The 20455-nt window shown below is 40.3% G+C and carries 26 protein-coding genes; all 26 read left to right on the top strand.

Features of this window, described 5'->3' with window-relative positions:
- Positions 1-17: 17 nt before the first annotated feature.
- The 26 genes from Q4A91_RS04660 (at position 18) to Q4A91_RS04785 (ending at position 19973) form a co-directional block, all read left to right on the top strand.
- Positions 18-584 carry a site-specific integrase gene (locus tag Q4A91_RS04660; protein ID WP_303209091.1) on the top strand — a complete coding sequence of 189 codons (567 nt, stop codon included), beginning with the start codon at positions 18-20 and terminating at the stop codon, positions 582-584.
- A 212-nt stretch (positions 585-796) separates the two neighbouring features.
- Positions 797-1141, top strand: a complete 345-nt coding sequence (locus Q4A91_RS04665; protein ID WP_303209093.1) for an HNH endonuclease — start codon at positions 797-799, stop codon at positions 1139-1141.
- A 203-nt stretch (positions 1142-1344) separates the two neighbouring features.
- Positions 1345-2613, top strand: coding sequence for a hypothetical protein (locus Q4A91_RS04670; RefSeq protein ID WP_303209096.1), 1269 nt, complete (start codon positions 1345-1347; stop codon positions 2611-2613).
- Positions 2603-3994, top strand: coding sequence for a hypothetical protein (locus Q4A91_RS04675; protein ID WP_303209098.1), 1392 nt, complete (start codon positions 2603-2605; stop codon positions 3992-3994). The genes Q4A91_RS04670 and Q4A91_RS04675 overlap by 11 nt, the downstream gene beginning before the upstream one ends.
- Positions 3984-4223, top strand: coding sequence for a hypothetical protein (locus Q4A91_RS04680; protein ID WP_000651132.1), 240 nt, complete (start codon positions 3984-3986; stop codon positions 4221-4223). The genes Q4A91_RS04675 and Q4A91_RS04680 overlap by 11 nt, the downstream gene beginning before the upstream one ends.
- Positions 4224-4333: 110 nt before the next feature.
- Positions 4334-5749: a terminase gene (locus Q4A91_RS04685; protein ID WP_303209101.1), complete on the top strand. Its 1416-nt coding sequence runs from the start codon at positions 4334-4336 to the stop codon at positions 5747-5749.
- Between the two features lie 81 nt (positions 5750-5830).
- A complete protein-coding gene (locus Q4A91_RS04690; protein WP_303209103.1) occupies positions 5831-6289 on the top strand; it encodes a DUF4355 domain-containing protein in 459 nt (152 codons plus the stop codon).
- A gap of 3 nt (positions 6290-6292) precedes the next feature.
- Positions 6293-7183, top strand: coding sequence for a phage major capsid protein (locus Q4A91_RS04695; RefSeq protein WP_303209105.1), 891 nt, complete (start codon positions 6293-6295; stop codon positions 7181-7183).
- 1 nt (position 7184) lies between these two features.
- Positions 7185-7391, top strand: coding sequence for a HeH/LEM domain-containing protein (locus tag Q4A91_RS04700; protein WP_303209107.1), 207 nt, complete (start codon positions 7185-7187; stop codon positions 7389-7391).
- Between the two features lie 5 nt (positions 7392-7396).
- Positions 7397-7792 (top strand): phage Gp19/Gp15/Gp42 family protein, encoded by a 396-nt coding sequence (locus tag Q4A91_RS04705; RefSeq protein ID WP_303209109.1) that lies wholly within the window; start codon positions 7397-7399, stop codon positions 7790-7792.
- Positions 7779-8117, top strand: a complete 339-nt coding sequence (locus tag Q4A91_RS04710) for a hypothetical protein (protein WP_303209111.1) — start codon at positions 7779-7781, stop codon at positions 8115-8117. The genes Q4A91_RS04705 and Q4A91_RS04710 overlap by 14 nt, the downstream gene beginning before the upstream one ends.
- Positions 8110-8346: a hypothetical protein gene (locus tag Q4A91_RS04715; RefSeq protein ID WP_303209113.1), complete on the top strand. Its 237-nt coding sequence runs from the start codon at positions 8110-8112 to the stop codon at positions 8344-8346. Before Q4A91_RS04710 ends, Q4A91_RS04715 begins: the two co-directional genes overlap by 8 nt.
- Entirely contained in the window at positions 8347-8682 is a 336-nt protein-coding gene (locus Q4A91_RS04720) for a hypothetical protein (protein ID WP_303209115.1), read from the top strand.
- A gap of 15 nt (positions 8683-8697) precedes the next feature.
- Complete coding sequence (locus Q4A91_RS04725; RefSeq protein ID WP_303209116.1) at positions 8698-9249, top strand: phage tail protein; 552 nt, start codon at positions 8698-8700, stop codon at positions 9247-9249.
- A 50-nt stretch (positions 9250-9299) separates the two neighbouring features.
- On the top strand, positions 9300-9563 hold the full coding sequence (locus tag Q4A91_RS04730; RefSeq protein ID WP_303209140.1) for a hypothetical protein: 264 nt from the start codon (positions 9300-9302) through the stop codon (positions 9561-9563).
- Between the two features lie 14 nt (positions 9564-9577).
- A complete protein-coding gene (locus tag Q4A91_RS04735) occupies positions 9578-10006 on the top strand; it encodes a DUF5361 domain-containing protein (RefSeq protein WP_303209118.1) in 429 nt (142 codons plus the stop codon).
- Positions 9957-12893, top strand: coding sequence for a PblA (locus Q4A91_RS04740; protein ID WP_303209120.1), 2937 nt, complete (start codon positions 9957-9959; stop codon positions 12891-12893). Before Q4A91_RS04735 ends, Q4A91_RS04740 begins: the two co-directional genes overlap by 50 nt.
- Positions 12893-13588, top strand: coding sequence for a phage tail protein (locus Q4A91_RS04745; protein WP_303209122.1), 696 nt, complete (start codon positions 12893-12895; stop codon positions 13586-13588). The genes Q4A91_RS04740 and Q4A91_RS04745 overlap by 1 nt, the downstream gene beginning before the upstream one ends.
- Entirely contained in the window at positions 13585-16842 is a 3258-nt protein-coding gene (locus Q4A91_RS04750) for a phage tail spike protein (protein WP_303209124.1), read from the top strand. The genes Q4A91_RS04745 and Q4A91_RS04750 overlap by 4 nt, the downstream gene beginning before the upstream one ends.
- Positions 16839-17051, top strand: a complete 213-nt coding sequence (locus Q4A91_RS04755) for a hypothetical protein (protein ID WP_303209125.1) — start codon at positions 16839-16841, stop codon at positions 17049-17051. Before Q4A91_RS04750 ends, Q4A91_RS04755 begins: the two co-directional genes overlap by 4 nt.
- On the top strand, positions 17038-17646 hold the full coding sequence (locus Q4A91_RS04760; protein WP_303209126.1) for a hypothetical protein: 609 nt from the start codon (positions 17038-17040) through the stop codon (positions 17644-17646). The genes Q4A91_RS04755 and Q4A91_RS04760 overlap by 14 nt, the downstream gene beginning before the upstream one ends.
- 11 nt (positions 17647-17657) lie before the next feature.
- The gene (locus tag Q4A91_RS04765) at positions 17658-17939 is read left to right on the top strand and encodes a hypothetical protein (RefSeq protein WP_036756718.1); all 282 of its coding nucleotides are present in this window, start codon (positions 17658-17660) and stop codon (positions 17937-17939) included.
- 15 nt (positions 17940-17954) lie between these two features.
- Positions 17955-18185 (top strand): phage holin, encoded by a 231-nt coding sequence (locus Q4A91_RS04770; RefSeq protein WP_303209129.1) that lies wholly within the window; start codon positions 17955-17957, stop codon positions 18183-18185.
- Positions 18186-18188: 3 nt separating this feature from the next.
- Positions 18189-19175 (top strand): N-acetylmuramoyl-L-alanine amidase, encoded by a 987-nt coding sequence (locus Q4A91_RS04775; protein ID WP_303209130.1) that lies wholly within the window; start codon positions 18189-18191, stop codon positions 19173-19175.
- A 176-nt stretch (positions 19176-19351) separates the two neighbouring features.
- The gene (locus Q4A91_RS04780) at positions 19352-19558 is read left to right on the top strand and encodes a hypothetical protein (RefSeq protein ID WP_303209132.1); all 207 of its coding nucleotides are present in this window, start codon (positions 19352-19354) and stop codon (positions 19556-19558) included.
- Positions 19542-19973, top strand: coding sequence for a DUF2335 domain-containing protein (locus Q4A91_RS04785; protein WP_153226143.1), 432 nt, complete (start codon positions 19542-19544; stop codon positions 19971-19973). The genes Q4A91_RS04780 and Q4A91_RS04785 overlap by 17 nt, the downstream gene beginning before the upstream one ends.
- Positions 19974-20455 lie beyond the last annotated feature (482 nt).

Below are 20455 nucleotides of genomic sequence, written 5' to 3' on the forward strand. Positions count from 1 at the left end.
AGTTTGGAGGTGATATCGTGAAAAAAGTAGAACCTATTCGTGAACTTGATGACATTGAACGGATGAAAGACTTTTTAAAATCAAAGAGTGAGCGAAACTATGTTCTAATTATGTGCGGTCTATATTCTGGAATGCGCATCAGTGATATCATACCTCTCCAGGTAAAACATGTTACGAGTGATAGAATCGAAGTCACTGAGAAAAAGACAGGAAAAGTCAAGCGATTTGCTATCAATCCAGAATTAAGAAAAGCCTTAAATCACTACATCAAAACAAATGATCTACAAGATTATGACTATCTGTTTCCAAGCAAAAAAAAGGTCAGGACCGATGGTGTACGTATCGCGCACATTGGAAGAGTTGCAGCTTACCAAATTTTAAAGCAGGCAGCTGAACATGTTGGCTTAAAGAATATTGGAACTCACTCCATGAGGAAGTCATTTGGCTATCATCATTACAGACGAAACCAAAACGTAGCAATCTTGATGGAATTATTTAATCATTCATCACCTGACATCACACTTGATTATATCGGTATTAAGCAGGATGAATTGGATGATTCAATGATGAATTTTAGCTATTAAAAACCTATTTATTTAACACATTGAAAAAATGTAAATTAGTTTTTAATAAAACAGATGTGAGCACTTGATATGCTTGAGGTTTTATGATGTTGATTTTATTTAACAGAATATAAGATATGTTAAATATACAAGGGTGTCAGAGACTGAAAAAACACCCCCCTTACATTATAAAAATTTAGCTCCCACTACTAAAAAGAAAGGACCATCCCTGAATGAATACCCCAAAGGAAAGACCGGATAGGAGTGGTCCTCACCGAGTTGCTTTTGAAAAGAATAAAAATATTATTCTCAAAACAAAAAATACTTGTGGGATTTGTGGACTCCCCGTCGATAAATCATTGAAGTACCCACACCCTCTATCTCCGGTCATTGACCATATTATTCCAATCAATCGCAACGGTCATCCGTCAGACATTCGTAACTTACAACTTGCCCATTGGCAGTGCAACAGACAGAAGTCTGACAAGCTTTACGCTGATGACAGATCGGCCAATGCTACTGTTGTAGGTAACAGGAACTTGCCACAGTCTAGGGACTGGACTAGGTATAGAGCTTGAAGTCTTAATGAAAGAATTAAAAATATTTTCTAAAAAAAGAAAAATAAAAAATATTTAAAACTCGAAAAAATAACAGATATGTGTGAAAGTAAGTCCTAGCTGATGATAGGGGGGTATCCCCCTCCCTCTAGGCGCTCAAGAGCTTCACGCCGTCACTGTACATTTTTTCTCGCGCCAAATCATCAAAATGAAAGGAGAGCGGTTTGGAATTGAGAGGTATTGATTATCTTAGGAGAAAGTTGAATTTCTATCAGAGTAGAGTCAATCTGAGATACAAGCATTATGCAATGCAGCACTATGAAGCACCTACAGGAATCACAATTCCTGCACACATCAGGGCAAAGTATCAAGCTGTCCTTGGTTGGGCCGCAAAGGGCGTTGATAGTCTTGCAGATCGTTTGATTTTCAGGGCATTTGCTAACGATGATTTTAATGTTACAGAAATCTTTAATCGGAACAATCCTGACATTTTTTTTGATAGTGCTATTTTAGCTGCGTTGATTGGTTCATGTAGCTTCGTCTACATTTCGAAGGGTGAAGATGATGAGGTGAGGTTACAAGTCATTGAATCAAGCAATGCAACAGGTGTCATTGACCCTATAACTGGCTTGCTTGTGGAAGGTTATGCGGTGTTGGCTCGTGATGATTACAATCGTCCAACACTTGAAGCCTACTTTGAGCCAAATGCTACTCACTTCATTCCGAAAGATGGGGAGCCTTACTCGGTTACGAATGAAACGGGTATTCCTTTGCTGGTTCCGGTCATTCATCGTCCTGATGCGGTCCGTCCGTTTGGTCGGTCGAGAATCACTAGGGCAGGTATGTATTATCAGAAATATGCTAAGCGTACTTTGGAACGGGCGGATATCACTGCTGAGTTCTACTCATGGCCACAGAAATACATTCTTGGACTTGATCCTGATGCAGAGCCTATGGAGAAATGGAAAGCTACTGTATCAAGCTTGTTGACGATTTCTTCTAGTGATAAAGGCGAGAAACCGAGCGTTGGTCAATTTACCACTGCTAGCATGTCACCTTTTACAGAACAGCTAAGAACGGCTGCTGCTGGATTTGCTGGGGAAATGGGCTTGACCTTGGATGACCTTGGCTTTGTATCAGATAATCCGTCATCAGTAGAAGCAATCAAGGCTAGTCATGAGAATCTTAGGCTAGCAGGTCGAAAGGCTCAGCGCTCGCTAGGTGCTGGATTGTTAAATGTCGCTTATGTTGCAGCGTGTTTGCGTGATGAGTTTCGTTATGCTAGAAGCCAATTTGTAAGAACCACAGTCAAATGGGAGCCTTTGTTTGAAGCGGATGCGAATACAATGACTATGATTGGTGACGGTGTTGTGAAATTGAATCAGGCATTGCCTGGTTACATTAATGCGGAGACAATTCGAGACCTTACTGGTATCGCTGGAGATATGTCAGCTAAGCCAGTGGTGAGCGAGGGTGGTTCAAATGGAGAATGATGTTTTACCTGGTATCTTACAAGAGGTTCAGGATAGATTTGAACGAGATTTTGGCAAGAGCGAGATTGTCAGAAATGCTTTTGCTGCGTTAAAAGCAAAAAAAGCCACTTACAAAACTGCAAATGAGTTTGCGATTGAAGTTGGAGAAATTCTCTCTAAGGCTTTAGGAACGTCTCTGAGCGCCGATAAATTGCCAGACGGAAAAATGTATTACAATATCGCTCAGCGCTTGCTGACAGACGTGCTAGGACGAAATCACGAGCTTGTGAGTGGTTATGTTGGCGATGTTCAGAAGAATTTGAACGATGAAGCAAAAATCAGTCTGAAAGTTCAAGTTCCTGAATTAAATCGGGATCGAATTGCTGGCATTGTCAATCGCTTTTCGTCTGAGGAGAATTTTGAGGATGTCAGTTGGTTGCTTGGTGAACCTATTGTGAACTTCACACAGTCCATTATTGATGATAGTATACAGAAAAATGCGGAGTTTCATCATCAGTCTGGATTGCAACCTGAGATTGTCCGAAAATCGTATTTTCATTGTTGCGAATGGTGCCAAGAAGTTCAGGGGAGTTATAAATATCCAAGAGTTCCAAAGGACATTTATAGAAGGCATCAGCGTTGTCGTTGTATTGTAGATTATGATCCTAAAAACGGGAAAGTTCAGGATATTTGGAATAAAATTTGGAGAAAAAAAGATGAAAATGTTAAAATAGAAGTAAGAAAAGACATAAACAAAGATTTGCAAATGAGTGAAGTGAGAAAGCTAGCACTTCAAAACGGAATTCTTTCAAATCCTATTAAAAAAAGTCGTAAAAAATTAACTGAGGAACAAATTATCGAAGCTGTTGGTGGTGGAGATAGGACTAGAGGATCATGTTCATCAGCGGCATTTGCTTACATAGGAAATAAAGCCGGATATACTGTTCTAGACTTCAGAGGTGGTAAAAGCTGCGACTTCTTTTCTAGAGATAGCAGAATTAAAATGATTGGAAATCTTCCTGGAGTTCAAACGCATGTGGTCAAAAACACTAATGATTTTACTGCGGTAAAAGAATTGTTGGGGAGAGTAGAAAGTGGAAATGAATACTACTTAGCAACAGGTAGGCATGCAGCTATTATAAGGAAAAACGAAGGTCGTTTTGAGTATTTGGAACTTCAATCAAGAACGTTAAATGGGTTTAAACCATTCAATAACATTGTTCTGAAAGAAAGATTTAAAGCTCAGAAGTCTCACAGTGTAGGTGGGAGAAAATACGATGCGAATAGTTATCTTATTGATGTGAATTCCTTGAAAGACAATCCTGAATTTCACAAGATATTGAGTTTTATCAATACAGCAGATTCTCAACAGATGAAAGGGGCCGAGGGTCATGAAAGATGAATATGAAGAAGTGAATTGGTCCGAATATTGCTACAAAGAAAATGATGGCGATAAAACTTGGTGGGTTGATACAGCATGGTTTGCTAGAGGCTTGATGCTAATCACATTCGACAAGCAAAAATTCTATAACCTTTTTGAAGATTATCCTCATAATATGAGCTCAGAAGAGATTGAAATCTTTGATAAAGAGAATCCGTTTTGGGCTGATTTCTTTTCGGACCGAAAATAAGAAATTTGAAGCACTCGAAAGGGTGCTTTTATTGTGCTTTAGTTTAGGAGGTGATCCGATATCTCCCAGCGACAGGGTTATCATGCGATGACGATTGAAAGGAAATTAGAATGGCGAGGAAGAAGAAACTTGGCAATCAGAATCCTACTCAATCGGTGATTTTAAAATACGTCAAGAAAAATTCAAAAGCTAAAGAAGCGATTGAACTTTACGAGCGGACAGGGCTTTCTTGCTATGCTTGGCAGAAGAATCTATTGCTGCCTTTGATGGCTGTTGATAAAAATGGTCTTTGGGTGCATCAGAAGTTTGGTTACTCTATTCCTCGTCGTAATGGGAAATCTGAAATCCTTTATATTCTAGAAATTTGGGGCTTGCATAAGGGTTTGAATATCCTTCACACGGCTCACCGGATTTCTACGTCTCATTCCTCTTTTGAAAAGGTCAAGCGATACCTTGAAAAAATGGGATATGTGGATGGTGAGGATTTCAATTCGATTCGAGCGAAGGGGCAGGAGCGTATTGAACTTTATTCAACAGGTGGTGTTATCCAATTCCGTACTAGGACATCAAATGGTGGTCTTGGTGAAGGTTTTGATATGCTGATCATTGACGAGGCTCAGGAGTACACGACCGAGCAAGAATCTGCTTTGAAATACACGGTGACGGATAGTGAGAATCCTATCACAATCATGTGTGGGACACCTCCGACACCAGTTTCAAGTGGTACGGTCTTTACGAAGTATCGTGAGACTTGTCTTTTCGGCAAAGGGAAGTATTCTGGATGGGCTGAGTGGTCGGTTTCTGACGAAAAGGAAATCGACGATGTGGAAGCTTGGTATAATTCTAATCCATCCATGGGCTACCACTTAAATGAGCGGAAGATTGAGGCAGAGCTTGGTGAGGATAAGCTGGACCATAATATCCAACGTTTGGGATTTTGGCCAACCTATAACCAAAAATCTGCCATTCCCGAAACGGAGTGGAATGAGCTCAAGGTGGATGATGTACCAGAATTGTCTGGCAAGCTGTCTGTTGGTATCAAGTATGGTCAAGATGGAACGAACGTGGCATTAAGTATTGCTGCACGAACCAAGGATGGACGTCTCTTTATCGAGACAGTTGATTGTCAATCTGTTCGTAATGGGAATGAGTGGATGGTTGCTTTCTTGCGTCAAGCTGATGTGGCTCAGATTGTCATTGATGGTGCAAGTGGTCAAAAGATACTGGACGAAGAGTTGAAGGACTACAGAATCAAGAATGTGATTCTGCCAACGGTGAAGGAAATCATCGTGGCCAATGCTCTTTGGGAGCAGGGGATTTACCAAAAAACCATCTGTCACGCTGGGCAACCATCATTGTCTAAAGTAGCTACTAACTGCGACAAGCGGAATATTGGCTCAAATGGTGGTTTTGGTTATCGATCGCACTTTGACGATATGGATATTTCTTTGATGGATAGTGCTTTGCTTGCGCACTGGGTTTGTGCTACGACCAAGCCTAAGAAAAAGCAAAAAATTAGTTATTAAAATAAGCGGTCTTGTGACTGCTTTTTTTGATGCCCAAAAATTACCGAACTGCCGGGAAAGCAGGAGAAAAGAGACATGAGAATGTCAGAATTTAAACCAATCACTACACAAGAAGAATTTGATGCTGCTATTAAGGAGCGTTTATCTCGTGAGAAAGCGAAGTATAGCGACTATGACCAGCTCAAATCTCGAGTTACAGAATTGGAAACAGAAAATGTTGGCTTGAAGTCAACAATTGAAGCTACTAATCAAAGCAAGGCAGATGCTGACAAGCAACTTGAAGAGATGCAGAATCAAATCTCTAATTATGAGACGGCTAGTCTGCGAACTCGTGTGGCTTTGCAGTACGGATTGCCTTACGATCTTGCCGACCGTTTGCAGGGAACTGATGAAGATAGCTTCAAAGCAGATGCAGAGCGCTTGGCTGGATACATGAAACCTAAGGAATCAATCCCGCCACTAAAAACAAATGAGCCTAATTTAGGCGATGATAAAGATGCAGCATTAAAAGGAATGTTGCACAAAATGAGAGGAGAATAATTTATGGCAACACTACAAACAGGGGATTTTTTCCCAGTCGAAACAGTCCAAGATATTTTTAGTAAGGTAAAGGGACATTCAACCCTTGCAAAACTTACTACTCAAGAACCTATTCCGTTTTCTGGAACTGAAACATTTGTATTCAATCTTGAAGGAAATGCTGAAATCGTAGGTGAAGGCAATCCTTCGAACGCTGGAAGTGCAACTATGAAACCAAAGGTAATCAAACCTATTTTGATTACTTACCAAGCACGGGTATCTGAGGAGTTTGTAAAATGTTCTGAAGAAAAACAATTGTCTTACCTCAAATCATTTATTGATGGTTTGTCTAAAAAAGTGGCACAAGCAATTGATATTGCTTCATTCCATGGACTTGAACCAAAATCAATGACAGATGCTTCTTTTAAAGCCACAAACTCATTTGATGGCTTAATTACAGGAAATGTAGTTGCTTATGAAGCAAGTAAAATTGATGAAAACATTGATGCTGCTGTTGCAACCATCACAGCAAATGATTGCGAAGTAAATGGGATCGCATTGTCTCCTGCTGCAGGAGCAGCACTTGGAAATATCAAGGTAAACGGGGTAGTCCAATATCCTGAATACCGTTTTGGCCAAAATCCAGGGTCATTTTACGGAATGAAGTCTGATGTTAATAAAACATTGACTACTGTTGCAAGTTCGGCTAAAAAAGACCATGTTATCGTTGGTGATTTTGAAAATGCCGTCAAATGGGGATATGCAGAGGAAATTCCGCTTGAAATTATTAAGTACGGTGATCCAGACGGAGCTGGTCGTGACTTGAAACGCTACCGCGAAGTTTGCTTGCGTACACAAGTGTATGTAGGTTGGGGAATTCTTGACGAGCAGGCATTTGCTCGTGTGGAGGCTTAATATGGAATATATTAACAAAGACACCTTGGTGACAATTGAAACAGATTGTGAATTGCTGGGCGACTGGGTTCCCATTAGTGAATTTAAAGACGAATATCGTCTGACTGTTCCAGAAATCAAGTCGAAACTTGATGAATTGGGTGTTGAGTATGATAGCAAGGCAAATAAATCCGCTTTGTTGGATTTACTAATCACAAACGAAGGGTGAGTTAGATGGAAAACTTTGCAACAGTAGAAGATTTGAAAAAATTGTGGCGAGCGTTGAAATTCGATGAGGAAAAACGAGCCGAGGCGCTGTTGGAAGTTGTTTCTCATTCTCTTCGCGTTGAAGCTAAAAAAGTTGGTAAAGATTTAGATGGGTTAGTGGTTACTGATCCATCTTTTGCCGTTGTAGTCAAGTCCGTTACAGTCGATGTGGTAGCTCGTACCCTGATGACCTCAACTGATCAGGAACCAATGACTCAGGTGGCTGAGTCCGCTTTAGGCTATTCCTTCAGCGGTTCTTATCTAGTGCCCGGCGGTGGTCTCTTTATCAAGGATTCAGAATTGAAACGTCTGGGCCTCAAAAAGCAAAGATATGGGGTGATTGATATCTATGGGACGGATTAAAGGAATTACTGTAACCTTGATTGGAAAAACTAAGACTGGAAAGGATGACTTTGGGCATCCAATCTATGAGAATACTGAAGTTCAAGTAGATAATGTTCTGGTTGTTCCAGCTTCGACAGAAGATGTCACTACTCAGCTCAATTTGACTGGAAAGAAGGCTTCTTATACGCTAGGCATCCCCAAAGGCGATCAGAACGAGTGGAAAGACCGTGAGGTTCGTTTCTTTGGGCGCAAGTGGCGCACGATTGGCATTCCTTTAGAAGGCATTGAAGCCATGATGCCTCTGGAATGGAATAAGAAAGTGATGGTTGAAGCGTATGAGTGATTTAAAAGTCAAGCTTATTGGTGCGGGTGTAGGAGCTCTTTTGAAATCCAAAGAGGTTCAGGACATTTTGAACAAAGAAGCAACGGTCATTAAAAAAAGATGTGGCCCTGGTTATGAACAAGATAGCCACGTTGGTAAGACAAGGGCCAATGCTATGATTTATCCAGCTACGCGAAAAGCGAAAAGAGATAATTTGAAAAATAACACTTTGTTGAAGGCGGTGCATTAGATGATTGAAATTACTATCAAGAAATATCTTGACGGTCATTTAGATGTACCGTCATTTTTTGAACATGAAGCTGAAGCTCCCGATAGCTTTGTCATTATTCAAAAGACAGGTGGGAAGGAGCATAATCACTCTAGTAGTGCGACCTTTGCTTTCCAAAGTTATGGCCCAACTATGCAGAAGGCTGCAGAGCTTAATGTGAAAGTGAAAAGTGCTGTAAAAGGGTTGATTGAATTAGATTCAATCTGTGGTGTCCACTTAAACAGCGATTACAACTTTACGGACACTGAAACGAAACAATATCGATATCAAGCCGTATTTGATATTAATTATTTTTAAAAAAGGAGAAATTAAATGGCTACAGAAGCAAATGTAACGACTGCAAAACCTAAAATTGGAGGTGCGGTGTATTCTGCGCCCCTTGGAACGGCACTGCCGACAGACGCAACAACAAAGTTAGATCAGGCGTTTGAAGCACTAGGTTATATTTCAGATGAAGGTATGACCAACAGTAACTCGCCAGAGTCAGAAAATATTAAAGCATGGGGCGGTGTCGTTGTAAGCTCAGTTCAAAAGGAAAAAACAGACACATTCAAATATATGCTTATTGAAGCATTGAACCTACATGTTTTGAAGGAAGTCTATGGACCAGATAATGTATCTGGGGATTTGTCGTCAGGAATTACCATTAAGGCAAATTCAAAAGAATTGCCACATCACTGTCTGGTTATCGAAACAGTCCTAAAAGGTGGTGTACTTAAACGTATTGTTATCCCTTCAGGAAAAGTAACTGCCATCGATGAAATCACTTATAACGATGGAAGTGTTCTTGGATATGGTACGACAGTAACTGCTTTCCCTAACGCTGCTGACGACACACACTATGAATACATCAAAGGAGCTTAATCATGTCAAAACAAAATCGCAAAAAGAAAAATAGAGGAGCTGCGCCACAAATTAAAACAATCCGTGGTGTGACTTCAACCGGATTTGCTTTTGAAATCACAAAAGAGCGTTTGGAAAACTATGAGTTGCTTGAAGCCATCGCTGAAGTAGATACAAATCCGGCAGTTTTACCAAAAGTGGTCAAACTCATGCTTGGTAACAAATCGGAAGATTTGAAAAATCATGTGCGAACTGCGGATGGCATTGTTCCTCTGGATAAAATGGGAGCAGAGATTAGTGAGATCTTCTCAAGTCAGAACCAGTTAAAAAAATAGCGCTCCTTGCTAGAATGATTCAAACAGACGAAGACGCTCTTATCTGTGATTTAGCTGAAACCTATGGAATTTTTGACTACAGACAGTTACCTGCTGACCAGGTAGCTGTTTTTGCTTTTGGTCTGAGAGATGATTCACGGATCAAACTAGCAATGACCAATAGCAAAGTTCCTTTTGAAACTTTTTTGATAGCAAGTGTGCTTGATAGACTTTCTGCTCTTGTTTGGTTTAAGACAACAGATGGCCAGAAAGGAATCAACAAACCAATAATGGTTGCGCAGGAGTTAACAGGTAAAACTAAAGCTAAGGAAAGTAAGGAGATGATCTTTGATTCTGGTAAGGATTTTGAAGAATATCGTCAGAAAATTCTAGAAAAGATTGGAGGGAGGATTAGTGGCGACAGAAATAGCACAGGCTTATGTGCAGCTGATACCATCAGCTAGAGGTATTACTGGTAAAATCCAATCACTCCTAAATCCCGAAGCTAGTGCAGCAGGGCAAAGCGCTGGACAGTCATTGGGTTCTAGTCTTGTTGGCATTATGAAAAAGGTTATTGTAGCGGCAGGGATTGGCAAGGCCTTTTCAGCTGCTATCCGTGAAGGTGCAGCACTTCAGCAATCGCTCGGAGGAATTGAAACTCTTTTTAAAGGTTCTGCTGACAAGGTGAAGGGGTATGCTAATGAAGCCTACAAGACAACAGGCTTGTCAGCTAATGCCTATATGGAAAACGTGACAGGCTTCTCAGCAAGTCTCTTGCAGTCTTTGGGAGGTGATACGAATAAGGCTGCTGAAACAGCAAACATGGCCATGATTGATATGTCAGATAATGCTAATAAGATGGGGACATCGATGGAGAGCATTCAGATGGCTTATCAAGGGTTTGCGAAGCAAAACTACACCATGTTGGATAACCTGAAACTTGGTTACGGTGGTACAAAGCAAGAAATGCAACGTCTCTTGGCTGATGCAGAGAAATTGACTGGTGTTAAGTACGACATTAACAACCTTTCTGATGTTTATAGCGCCATTCATACTATCCAGGAGAATTTGGACATCACTGGGACAACAGCTAAAGAGGCAGCATCTACTTTTAGCGGATCGTTTGAATCCATGAAAGCAGCTGCTCAGAACGTCCTTGGTAAGCTGGCATTGGGGGAAAATATCCTGCCTTCTCTACATGCTTTGCTTAAAACAACATCGACCTTTCTCTTTGATAATTTTTTGCCAATGATTGGCAATGTTTTTTCAGGCCTTGGATTGGTTCTGACTGAAGGGATTAGTCAGATTGCATCTCAGCTTTTTGGGGATGCCTTTGGGAGTGCAGTTTTTGATCAACTGTCTCGTGTGACTGGAATCTTTGAGACCTTTTTTGACATGATTTTTGGGTCGTTAAATGCTCAAGACAATATCGATATCTTAACTGCTTTAGGTTTCACTCCAGAAGCAGCAGGTCAAATTGTTGATATTGCTGGTAACATCAGAGATACCTTTGAAAATATCGGAAAAGCAGCTGGAGATGTCATAGAGATTGTTGCTGATTTTGTTAAGGACCTTTTGGGGATACAAGATAGCGAGCAAGGAGTGACTCTTGTCGGAACGGCTTTTAAAGTCTTGACTGATGCTATAAAAGATGTTTCGTCATTAATCAAGGATGTAACTGATTTCTTTAAGGATAATAAGTTAGCAGCAGATTTACTTAAAACTGCTGTAATTGCTCTAGGAGTTGGATTACCTGTAACTAAAATTGCAATGTTTGTTAAAGGTTTAGGTGGGCTACCTGGTATCCTAACAATTGCTAAAACAGCTATTTCGGGATTTGGAACATCAATTTCGGCTGCTATTTCTTCAATTCCATTTGTAGGCTGGATTGCAGCTGCCGTTGCAGCATTAGCTTGGTTCTTTACGCAAACAGAAACTGGGCAAAAGATTTGGGCAGTTTTTGTAGATTGGATTAAGCAGGCATGGCAGGGAATTGCTGATTTCTTTGTTGGTCTTTGGTCTGGTATCTCTGAAGGTGCTAGCACTTTGTGGGAAGGAGTTGTTACGACCTGGAACGCTTACGTTGAGTCTTTAAAGGCGATGTGGAATGCTGTTGTAACATTCTTTTCTGACTTATGGGAATCAATCAAGGAGGCTGCATCTACTGCTTGGACAGCGATTACTACAGCTGTCATGACGGTTGTTCAACAGTTCATCGACGGATTCATGAACATTTGGAACAACATTTCAGATGGTCTTACTCAAGTTTGGGAAGGAATTAAACTGATCTTTGAAGGCGCTTGGGAATTTATCAAATCGATTTTCTTGGGTGCTATTTTGATTATCATTGACCTGGTGACAGGCAACTTTGATCAATTAGGCGTAGATCTTTCTCTGATTTGGGAAGGAATTCAAAATGGCGTCTCCATGATTTGGGAAGGTATTAAAACATACTTCTCTGGAGTCGTGGATGTCATCGTAGGTTATGCTACGGGAGTTTTTGAGAACTTCTCTAATGTTTTGAGTACAATTTGGGAATTTATCAAAACTGCTGCGTCTATTGCCTGGGAATGGATAAAGTCCACAGTGTCAAATCTTATCACTGGATTAATTCAAGGCGCTCAAAACTTATGGAATAACTTTGTGAGTTTCTTATCCAGTCTCTGGGAAAACATCAAATCAACAGCGAGCGCAGCATGGGCCGGATTAAAATCACTTGTACTTGGTTTGATCAATGGGCTTGTTAGCGGTGCTCAGATTGCGTGGAATACCATGAAGCAAGCTGTAAGCAGTCTAGTGTCAAATGTAACCAATATTTTTAATGGCATTAAAAATATCAATCTTTGGGAAGCTGGTAAAGCAATCCTTAACGGCTTCTTAGGCGGTTTAAAATCTGCCTGGGAAGGAGTTACAAACTTTGTTGGAGGTATTGCAAACTGGATTCGTGATCACAAAGGTCCTATTGAATATGACCGTAAGTTGTTGATCCCTGCAGGTAATGCAATCATGCAAGGTTTAGACCAAGGACTGCAAGAACGGTTTAAGGGTGTAAAAGAAACAGTTGGTGGAATGGCTGGAGAAATCTCTGATGTATTTTCAGGAGATAACCTGGATCTGAACTCAACTGCATCTGTCACGAAAAATCTTGAGGCTCGTTTGGCCATGCCATCAGCTCAACTTGAAGTACAAGAGAGTAAAACCGTGTCTGAGATAGCGATTATGAGGTCAAGTTTGGAATCTATCCTTACAGCTATTCTTGAAAAATCGTCAGACATCTATCTAGACAATGAGAAAATTTCATTAAATACTTATGAACAACATGGTTCTATTTTAGCAAGGGAGGGATTCTAATGGATTATATGATCATTAATGGCTTTAATACATCGACTCTTCCAGGTTGTATTGTGACCGACTTTGGAGAAGTTGAGGCTGCCAAACCGAAAGGAGAGGTGGCCGAGCTTCATGGTGTGAATGGAAGTTATCGAGTATTAGATGGTTCTTATGATAGCTATGACAGAACTTTTACAATTCACGTTACAAAGATGATTGATATCTCGATTATCTTGGATAAATTTCAATCGAATGACAATGAGTTGGAATTTAGCTATCATCCTGAATCTGTTTTCTATGCTCATTTTTCAACTGCTAGCTACAAACCTTTTGGTAATCATGCTTGGCAATTGAAAATAAAGCTAAACATGCAGCCTTTTCGCTATCAAAAAACGGTTAATCCTGAATCTTATAATGGACCAGGAACAATTAACAATCCAGGAACAATTTACTCTGAACCGATTATTGAGGTTCAGGGAGATGGAGATATATCGATCACTATTAGTCAAGAAACAATGTATCTTAATGTCAAAACAAAAGCTACAATTGATTGTCGGCAAGGTAAGCAAAACATATACAATGCTACTGGAGCGGTCCAGAACACGCTCAGAAAGCGTGGTGGGTTCTTTGAAATCCCAACTGGAAGAAGTGGAATTACATTTACTGGAAATGTTCTTAGATTGATTATTCGACCAAATTGGAGGTACAAAATTTGATTTACTTAACAAATGGGAATACTCCTCTAAATGCTGCTTATGCAGACAAGATTTCTCAAGAAGCAGATAGTACCTATCAACTGACTTTTCGCTTTCCGACCTCAGATGCTTTGTGGGAGAAGTTGAAAGAAGAAACTTTCCTAAAAGCAGATGATCTTCATGGTGAACAGGATTTTGTCATTTTTGAAGTTCAAAAGAAACATGGTTATATTCAAGTCTATGCGAACCAGGTCATGACATTGTTAAATAACTACGTTATCAATCCAATATCATTGGATAGAGCGACGGGTTCAACGGCTTTGAGTCGTTTTGCTGGAAGTATCACTCGTGATAATCCGTTCTCGTTCTTTTCGGACATCGACGAACGTCACACGTTTAATAATGATAGTGTCAACGCGATGGTCGCTTTTACAAAAGATAAGCACTCTATCCTTGGTCAGTGGGGTGGCGATCTTGTACGTCATGGTTACCAGGTTCGATTACTTAAAAATGGCGGTTCAGAAAATGAATCGCTTTTTATGTATAAGAAAAACCTGTCTAGCTATCAACAAAAGACATCAACGAAGTCTTTAAAAACTAGGATCACTTTTAAGGCAACCGTCAAAGGTGAGGGAGAAAAGGCACCTGATCGCAAGTTTTCTGTGGTGGTGGATAGTCCACTCATTAACAAATACAGTCAAATCTATGAAGATGTGATTGAGGTTAATGACCAGGACGTGAAAGATGAAGCAACTCTTATAAGATATGGTGAGCAGTATTTTAAAACAACACTCTGCGATATGCTTGAAGACAGTCTAGAAATTCAAGTTGAAGGAGAGAGTGATGTACCTGTTCAAATTTTTGATATTGTTAGTCTATTTCATGAACGATTCAAGATGGACGTTCGTAAGAAAATCACGAAGTATACTTACTCACCGATGGCTAAGAAGCTACTATCTATTGGATTTGGAAAATTTAAGTCAGGTTTATCCAATATGCTTTCTAGCGCCGTTAATGATGCAGTTAAGAATGAGACTCAGCACTTGCAAGGGCAATTCGCTACTCAATTAGCAAAAGAAATCAAGAATGCTGACTTAGATTTTGACCGTAAGGTACAAGGTATCAAGAATGAAATCACAGACGGTCTTAACGCTGCCAAAGCAAAAGCCGAAGAGGTCAAGAAAAGTCTGACAGAGACAATCGACCAGCGCTTCAGTAACTTTGACAATGGTCCATTACAAGAAGTCAAGCGTAGAGCTGAAGAAGCGTTGCGAAATGCTGGTGCGAGCTCTTCTCTTGCTCAAGAAGCGAAACAAATTAGTGAGCAGGCAACCGCTGATATAACCAAATTAAAAAACGAGGTCGTTGATGGATATGTCGGCAAGAATACTTACCAAGAAGGAATTCGTGGGATTGAGCGACGGATTGAGGAAGTGAAGACATCAACGAATGGCCAAATTGCTACTCAAATCGCTGGGTACAAACAATCAGTAGATGGCCGATTCACAAGCTTATCTTCTCGACTTGATGGCAAAGCTAATCTTGTAGATTTTCAGCGTGTACAAGAAACAAGCAAACTCTATGAGAGGATTATCGGTAGCAACGAGAAGGACATTTCGAATAAGGTTGCTCGCATGGCTCTGACGAATCAACTGTTTCAGGTTGAGGTCGCAAAGGCTTCGGCTGGTGGACGAAATTATATCAGAGGAATCAAAGAGATGCGTGTAGCTTCAGGCTCATGGGATTCTGAGACATTTCGAAGTTCAGGCTCTGGAAGTATTCGGACAATTGATGTTTCGGGGAGTCCTGCACCTGGTTTTAACAAAGCAATACGTATAATTTCTAACGACCCAAAAAGTATAATTGGCATTGCTCAAGATGAATTTGAGATTGTACGAGGAACCTATACAATGTCCGTCTGGGTCAAAGGAACGGCTGGACAAAGAGTTAGAATACAAAACTATTGGTCTTATGATGATTCAACAGGTATAAGTCCGGAATTTGTTTTGAAAGATGATAAATGGACATATTTGACGTTTTCAAGTGAACGAAAAAAAGTTGGAAAATTATCGATTGGCTATGTCTACTTGCTAAATGGTGCAAAAGGAAGCTATATTGATGTTTTAGCTCCTCAATTAGAAGAAGGAAGCGTTGCAACGAGTGCTCGTCCTGCTCTCGAAGATACAGACGAAGCTGTTCGTACGGTTCAAAATCAACTTGCTGGCTCATGGGCAGTTCAAAATCTGACAAGCGCTGGTTCGATTGTTTCACAGATTAACGCAACGAACAATCAAATCTGGATTGAAGCTGAAAAAATTCGGCTGAAAGGCAGGACTTTGCTTGATGAACTGACAGCCATAGATGGGTACTTCAAGCGCTTATTCGTCGGTGAGGGGAATTTTGTAACTCTGAACACAGACATCTTGCGAGCAAATTCCATCACTGCTGATAAACTGGTTATGGATTTGGCTATGGCTCGCAAATTAGTCTCAAGCGACATCTTCACAGATACGCTTGCAGCTAAAGATGCTTTTATCAACAAGCTCAGGTCAGTGGTAGTCTCTGCGACCTTGCTTGAGGGTTACAAGGGGAAAATCGGAGGGTTCCAGATTGGGACGCATGATAAGGATCCGTCAACTTACTGGCTAACAGGACAAAATAATTTTGATGTTGGTCTTTCTTCTGGAAAAGGAAGATACAATCAAACCTCTCTTTGGGTTAATTGGGGAGACAATTGGGATCAACCAGGAAATAAAGCATGGTTCGTAAAAAACACTGGTGAAATGCACTGCTATAATACAGCTCATTTTTGGAATGAACCGATTGTGCATGGAGATCTTCAGGTTAGCGGTAACATAAAATTTATCAATAATGGTTCGTTGGGGCACTGGATATATTCTTACAACTACAAAAAAATTGCATCAAACAATGGATATTTATATTTATACGATAACTATGAAAGATACGACTGGATTCCTATGAATAAAGAAATCTCAGACAGTCGCTACAAGTCAAATATCGAAGCTAGTACAGTCTCAGGTCTTGATGTAATCGAAAACTTGAAAACGTATAGTTATCGTAAAGAATACGATGGAAAAATAGAAGACATCGCTTGCGGTATCATGGCGCAGGACGTCCAGAAATACGCTCCGGAAGCGTTTTTTGAAAATCCTGACGGCGCATACTCGTATCGCACATTTGAACTCGTGCCTTACTTAATTAAGGCCATTCAAGAACTCAATCAAAAAATACAGAAATTGGAGAAAACAGTATGAACGAACAAGACCAACAAATCAGCACTCTAGCGATTAAGTCGCTTAGCGAGAAAATCAGCAAAGAGGCTACTCAATCAGCTACTCTCGAAGCCCTCTACACAGTAACTGCTATGGAACTTGAGCAGATGAAGCAAATCATTGAATCTGATGAAAAACTTAAAGCAAAATTTGAAGAGGTGAAAGGACAACTGGCAAATGGCAATCAATAACTATGAACTGGCTTCCAAGCCTTACACACGAGTTCTGGGCGATAATACTGTCACAGTCGTTGAAATTCGTCTCTCAGATGGGCCTCGTTACAGCACGAACCTGCGCGAACTCGCAGGAGACCGCACGAACGAACCAGAAGACACGTTGATTCAAGGGGTGCTGGATATCATCAAAGTAGAGCTAGACCCAGGCTCTGCCATCGTGAAGGCTCAAGCCGAGATTGAACAAGCGGTTCAAACTTTGGCAAAAGCTAAGACAGACCTTTCAGCGAACAAAGAGAACATCGATAGCATATCAGCTATTACTGAGGTTCTTATTGCTTTGGCGATTGGCCAGAATGGGGGGATGCCAACTAATACTTACAGCAAAGTTGCGCAGTTCATTAAACCTCTTGTTAAGGACCGCCGTTACACGAATGGTGACATCGTATCGATGCCTTATCCATACGACACAAATCCAAAATGGCCAAAAGAAACACAAACGATCTTGAAATTCCAAATGCAACCATCTGAAGGGTACACCTACAAAGAGCAGTCACTTGCTGAAATGCTTCAGCAAGGTGTGCTTACTGTGGTCATGCCACGCATTGATTAGAAGGAGGTTGTATGCCAGGTTATGAACGATTTCTCGTACAGATCTTTATCACCCTCATTCCTGTGATTGGTCTTTATTTTTCGATGAAAGATAAAGCAACCAAGCAGGAAAATCGTCTTACGATTTTAGAGAAAGATATCGAAAATCTGAACGAATTCAAGACATCAGCCAACAAGCGGCTCGATAACCACGATGAACAAAATAAGGCCATCTTAGTACTAGCTGAGCAAGTGAAATCGCTTGGTGAGGATGTAAGAGAGCTTAAAAGCTTAATTCAAAACAAACAACAATAAAAGGAGAAACTCAAAATGATTAACTGGAAATTGCGCTTGCAAAACAAAACAACACTCATTGCTATATTAGGAGCAATCTTCCTTATGGCACAACAATTCGGGCTTGAAATCCCCAAAAATATTCAGGACGGTGTGAACACATTCGTTTACATCCTTGTCTTGATTGGTGTTGTCAATGATCCAACAACATCAGGGATCTCTGATAGCAAACGAGCTCTTGATTATTATAAACCAAGTGAGGACTAGACCATGATTAAAATCATCAATAACACCGTTTTTAACGGCATTGCAGGAGCGCGTCCAACGGATAAGCCTAAATACTACATCATGCACAATGACGCTGGTTCTATGAGCGCTGAAAGCTATGTGAATTGGTTGCAATCTCGCTATGATAACGGTCAGGCTGAACTTGGCTTCGCTCATTATTACATTACAAGAGATGCAATCGCTCGTGTTGAAGATACTTACAATGGTACTTGGAGCGCTGCTAACTACGATGCAAACATGAACTCGCTTAGCTATGAGGTCTGTCAGCAACTTAGCGCGTCAGATGCCGAGTTTATCGAAAATGAAAACATGGTATTGCGACAAATGGCAGAGGACATGGCTTACTACGGTGATACTCCGAACTATTCAAATATCAAGTTTCATAACGAGTTTTCAAGCACATCATGTCCTGCACGTTCCCTCGAGTTGCACGGTGGTTACAATGATAGCTTGCGTGACTATGTGATTGCTAAAATCAATCATTATCAGTCGCTTGGTTCAACTGTCCAAGAAATGCTTGGCGGAGATGATATCGAGATTGGCTGGAAGAAAAATGCTACTGGTTGGTGGCATGTTAACTCGGACGGTTCTTACCCTGCTGATAGCTGGCAGAAGATTGACGATGTCTGGTACTACTTCGACAGCGACGGTTACATGAAGGCTAACGCTTGGCACAAGCACACGGACGGCTACTGGTATTACTTGCTCCCAAGTGGTGCAATGGCCACTGGTTGGGCACTCATTGCCAATAAATGGTACTACTTCAAAGAAGATGGTAAGATGGCCACTGGCTGGATTAAATACAAGGAGCATTGGTATTATCTTGATGCTAAAGATGGCGATATGAAATCCAAACAGTTCATCAAATCAGCTGACGGTTCAGGTTGGTACTACCTCAATTCAGACGGCACAATGGCAGACAAGCCAGAGTTCACAGTTGAGCCAGAAGGCTTGATTACGACAAAATAAATTTAAAAAATAAAATGAAAGGAAAGCTTTTCTAAAATGTGTATCTACCCCACAGGACTCGTTCTTGTGGGGATTTTTTTGTTAAAAAGAGTAAGAAACATTGACTTTTTTAAAGAAAGATGTCATAATCAAGTTAATTCAAAAAAATATTATGGAGCGAGTAGGAGGAATTTGGTATGTTAAAAAATACAAAACAACCTCAATACTTTAAGTCTTTTTTACTTGGTATGACAGCAATTGTATTGCCTGTTTTTAGCTTTAACCAGAACATTCCAAAAGTAAAAGCTGATACAGTCCCAGACTGGAAGAAAGTCAAAAGTGATTACAAGAAATCAACTATGGGCATTCAGAAAGAGGTAATGAAATTTGGATACCGAGAATAAAGATTTGATTGAAGTCAATAATATTGTTGATGAAGTCGAGCGCTTACCACATGAACAACGTCAAGTAGTTCTGCAAAAGTTGGAAATCTATCAAGGTGATCTACCACATCCAGATATCCTCAAAGGATATCAAGAGCTATATCCGGATGCTGCTCAAAAGATTATTGATAATGGTATTGCAGAAAGCCAACATCGTAGAGCGATGGAAGATAAATACCTATCAGGGAATATTGCTTCTCATAAATTGGGACAGTTATTTGGCTTTTTAATCGCCCTCGTTGTTATTATCGGCGGAATTTACTTAATAGCGACAGATAAACAAGTTGCAGGTAGTGTTTTAACTGGAACTACTGCATTAGGGCTAATTGGTTTGTTTACAGGGAACAATCAAAATAAAAACAAAGACAAAGAATAGTTCTTCACCGCAGGCTACGGCTTGCGGTTTTTTTGTTTGCTCTGAAAATACGCTTGATAATCGCTTGAAATTTTTGAAAAACCTTTATAGGTAGAGGGTTAGGAGCGATTTTTTCGCTTGAATATCTTTATTTTGCTCTGAAGTTTGGAAAAAAGTGAGGGGCAAAAAAGGGGCAAAAGGTTAAAACTTTAGTATTTTTATGGTAAAAAATATGTGTAATTTACAACGCACAAACCCTTATTTTACAAGGATTTTCGCTTATACAACCTTATACAAAAAACGCTAAAATAGAATACCGTGGATTGAAATCATTCTACAACCTTAAAAAATAGGCTCCATGTCAACTGTAGTGGGTGACCTATAACTAAGCGCGAGAGGAGACGAACTTCGTCTTCTCTTTTGTGGTATTCAAAGCGAAATAGATACACTGTTTAAAGTTTTCAAAGTTCCGATAGCCAAAAGCATTGCGCTTGATGTCTTTG

The organism is Streptococcus sp., from assembly GCF_030528045.1.
Taxonomy (GTDB): Bacteria; Bacillota; Bacilli; order Lactobacillales; family Streptococcaceae; genus Streptococcus.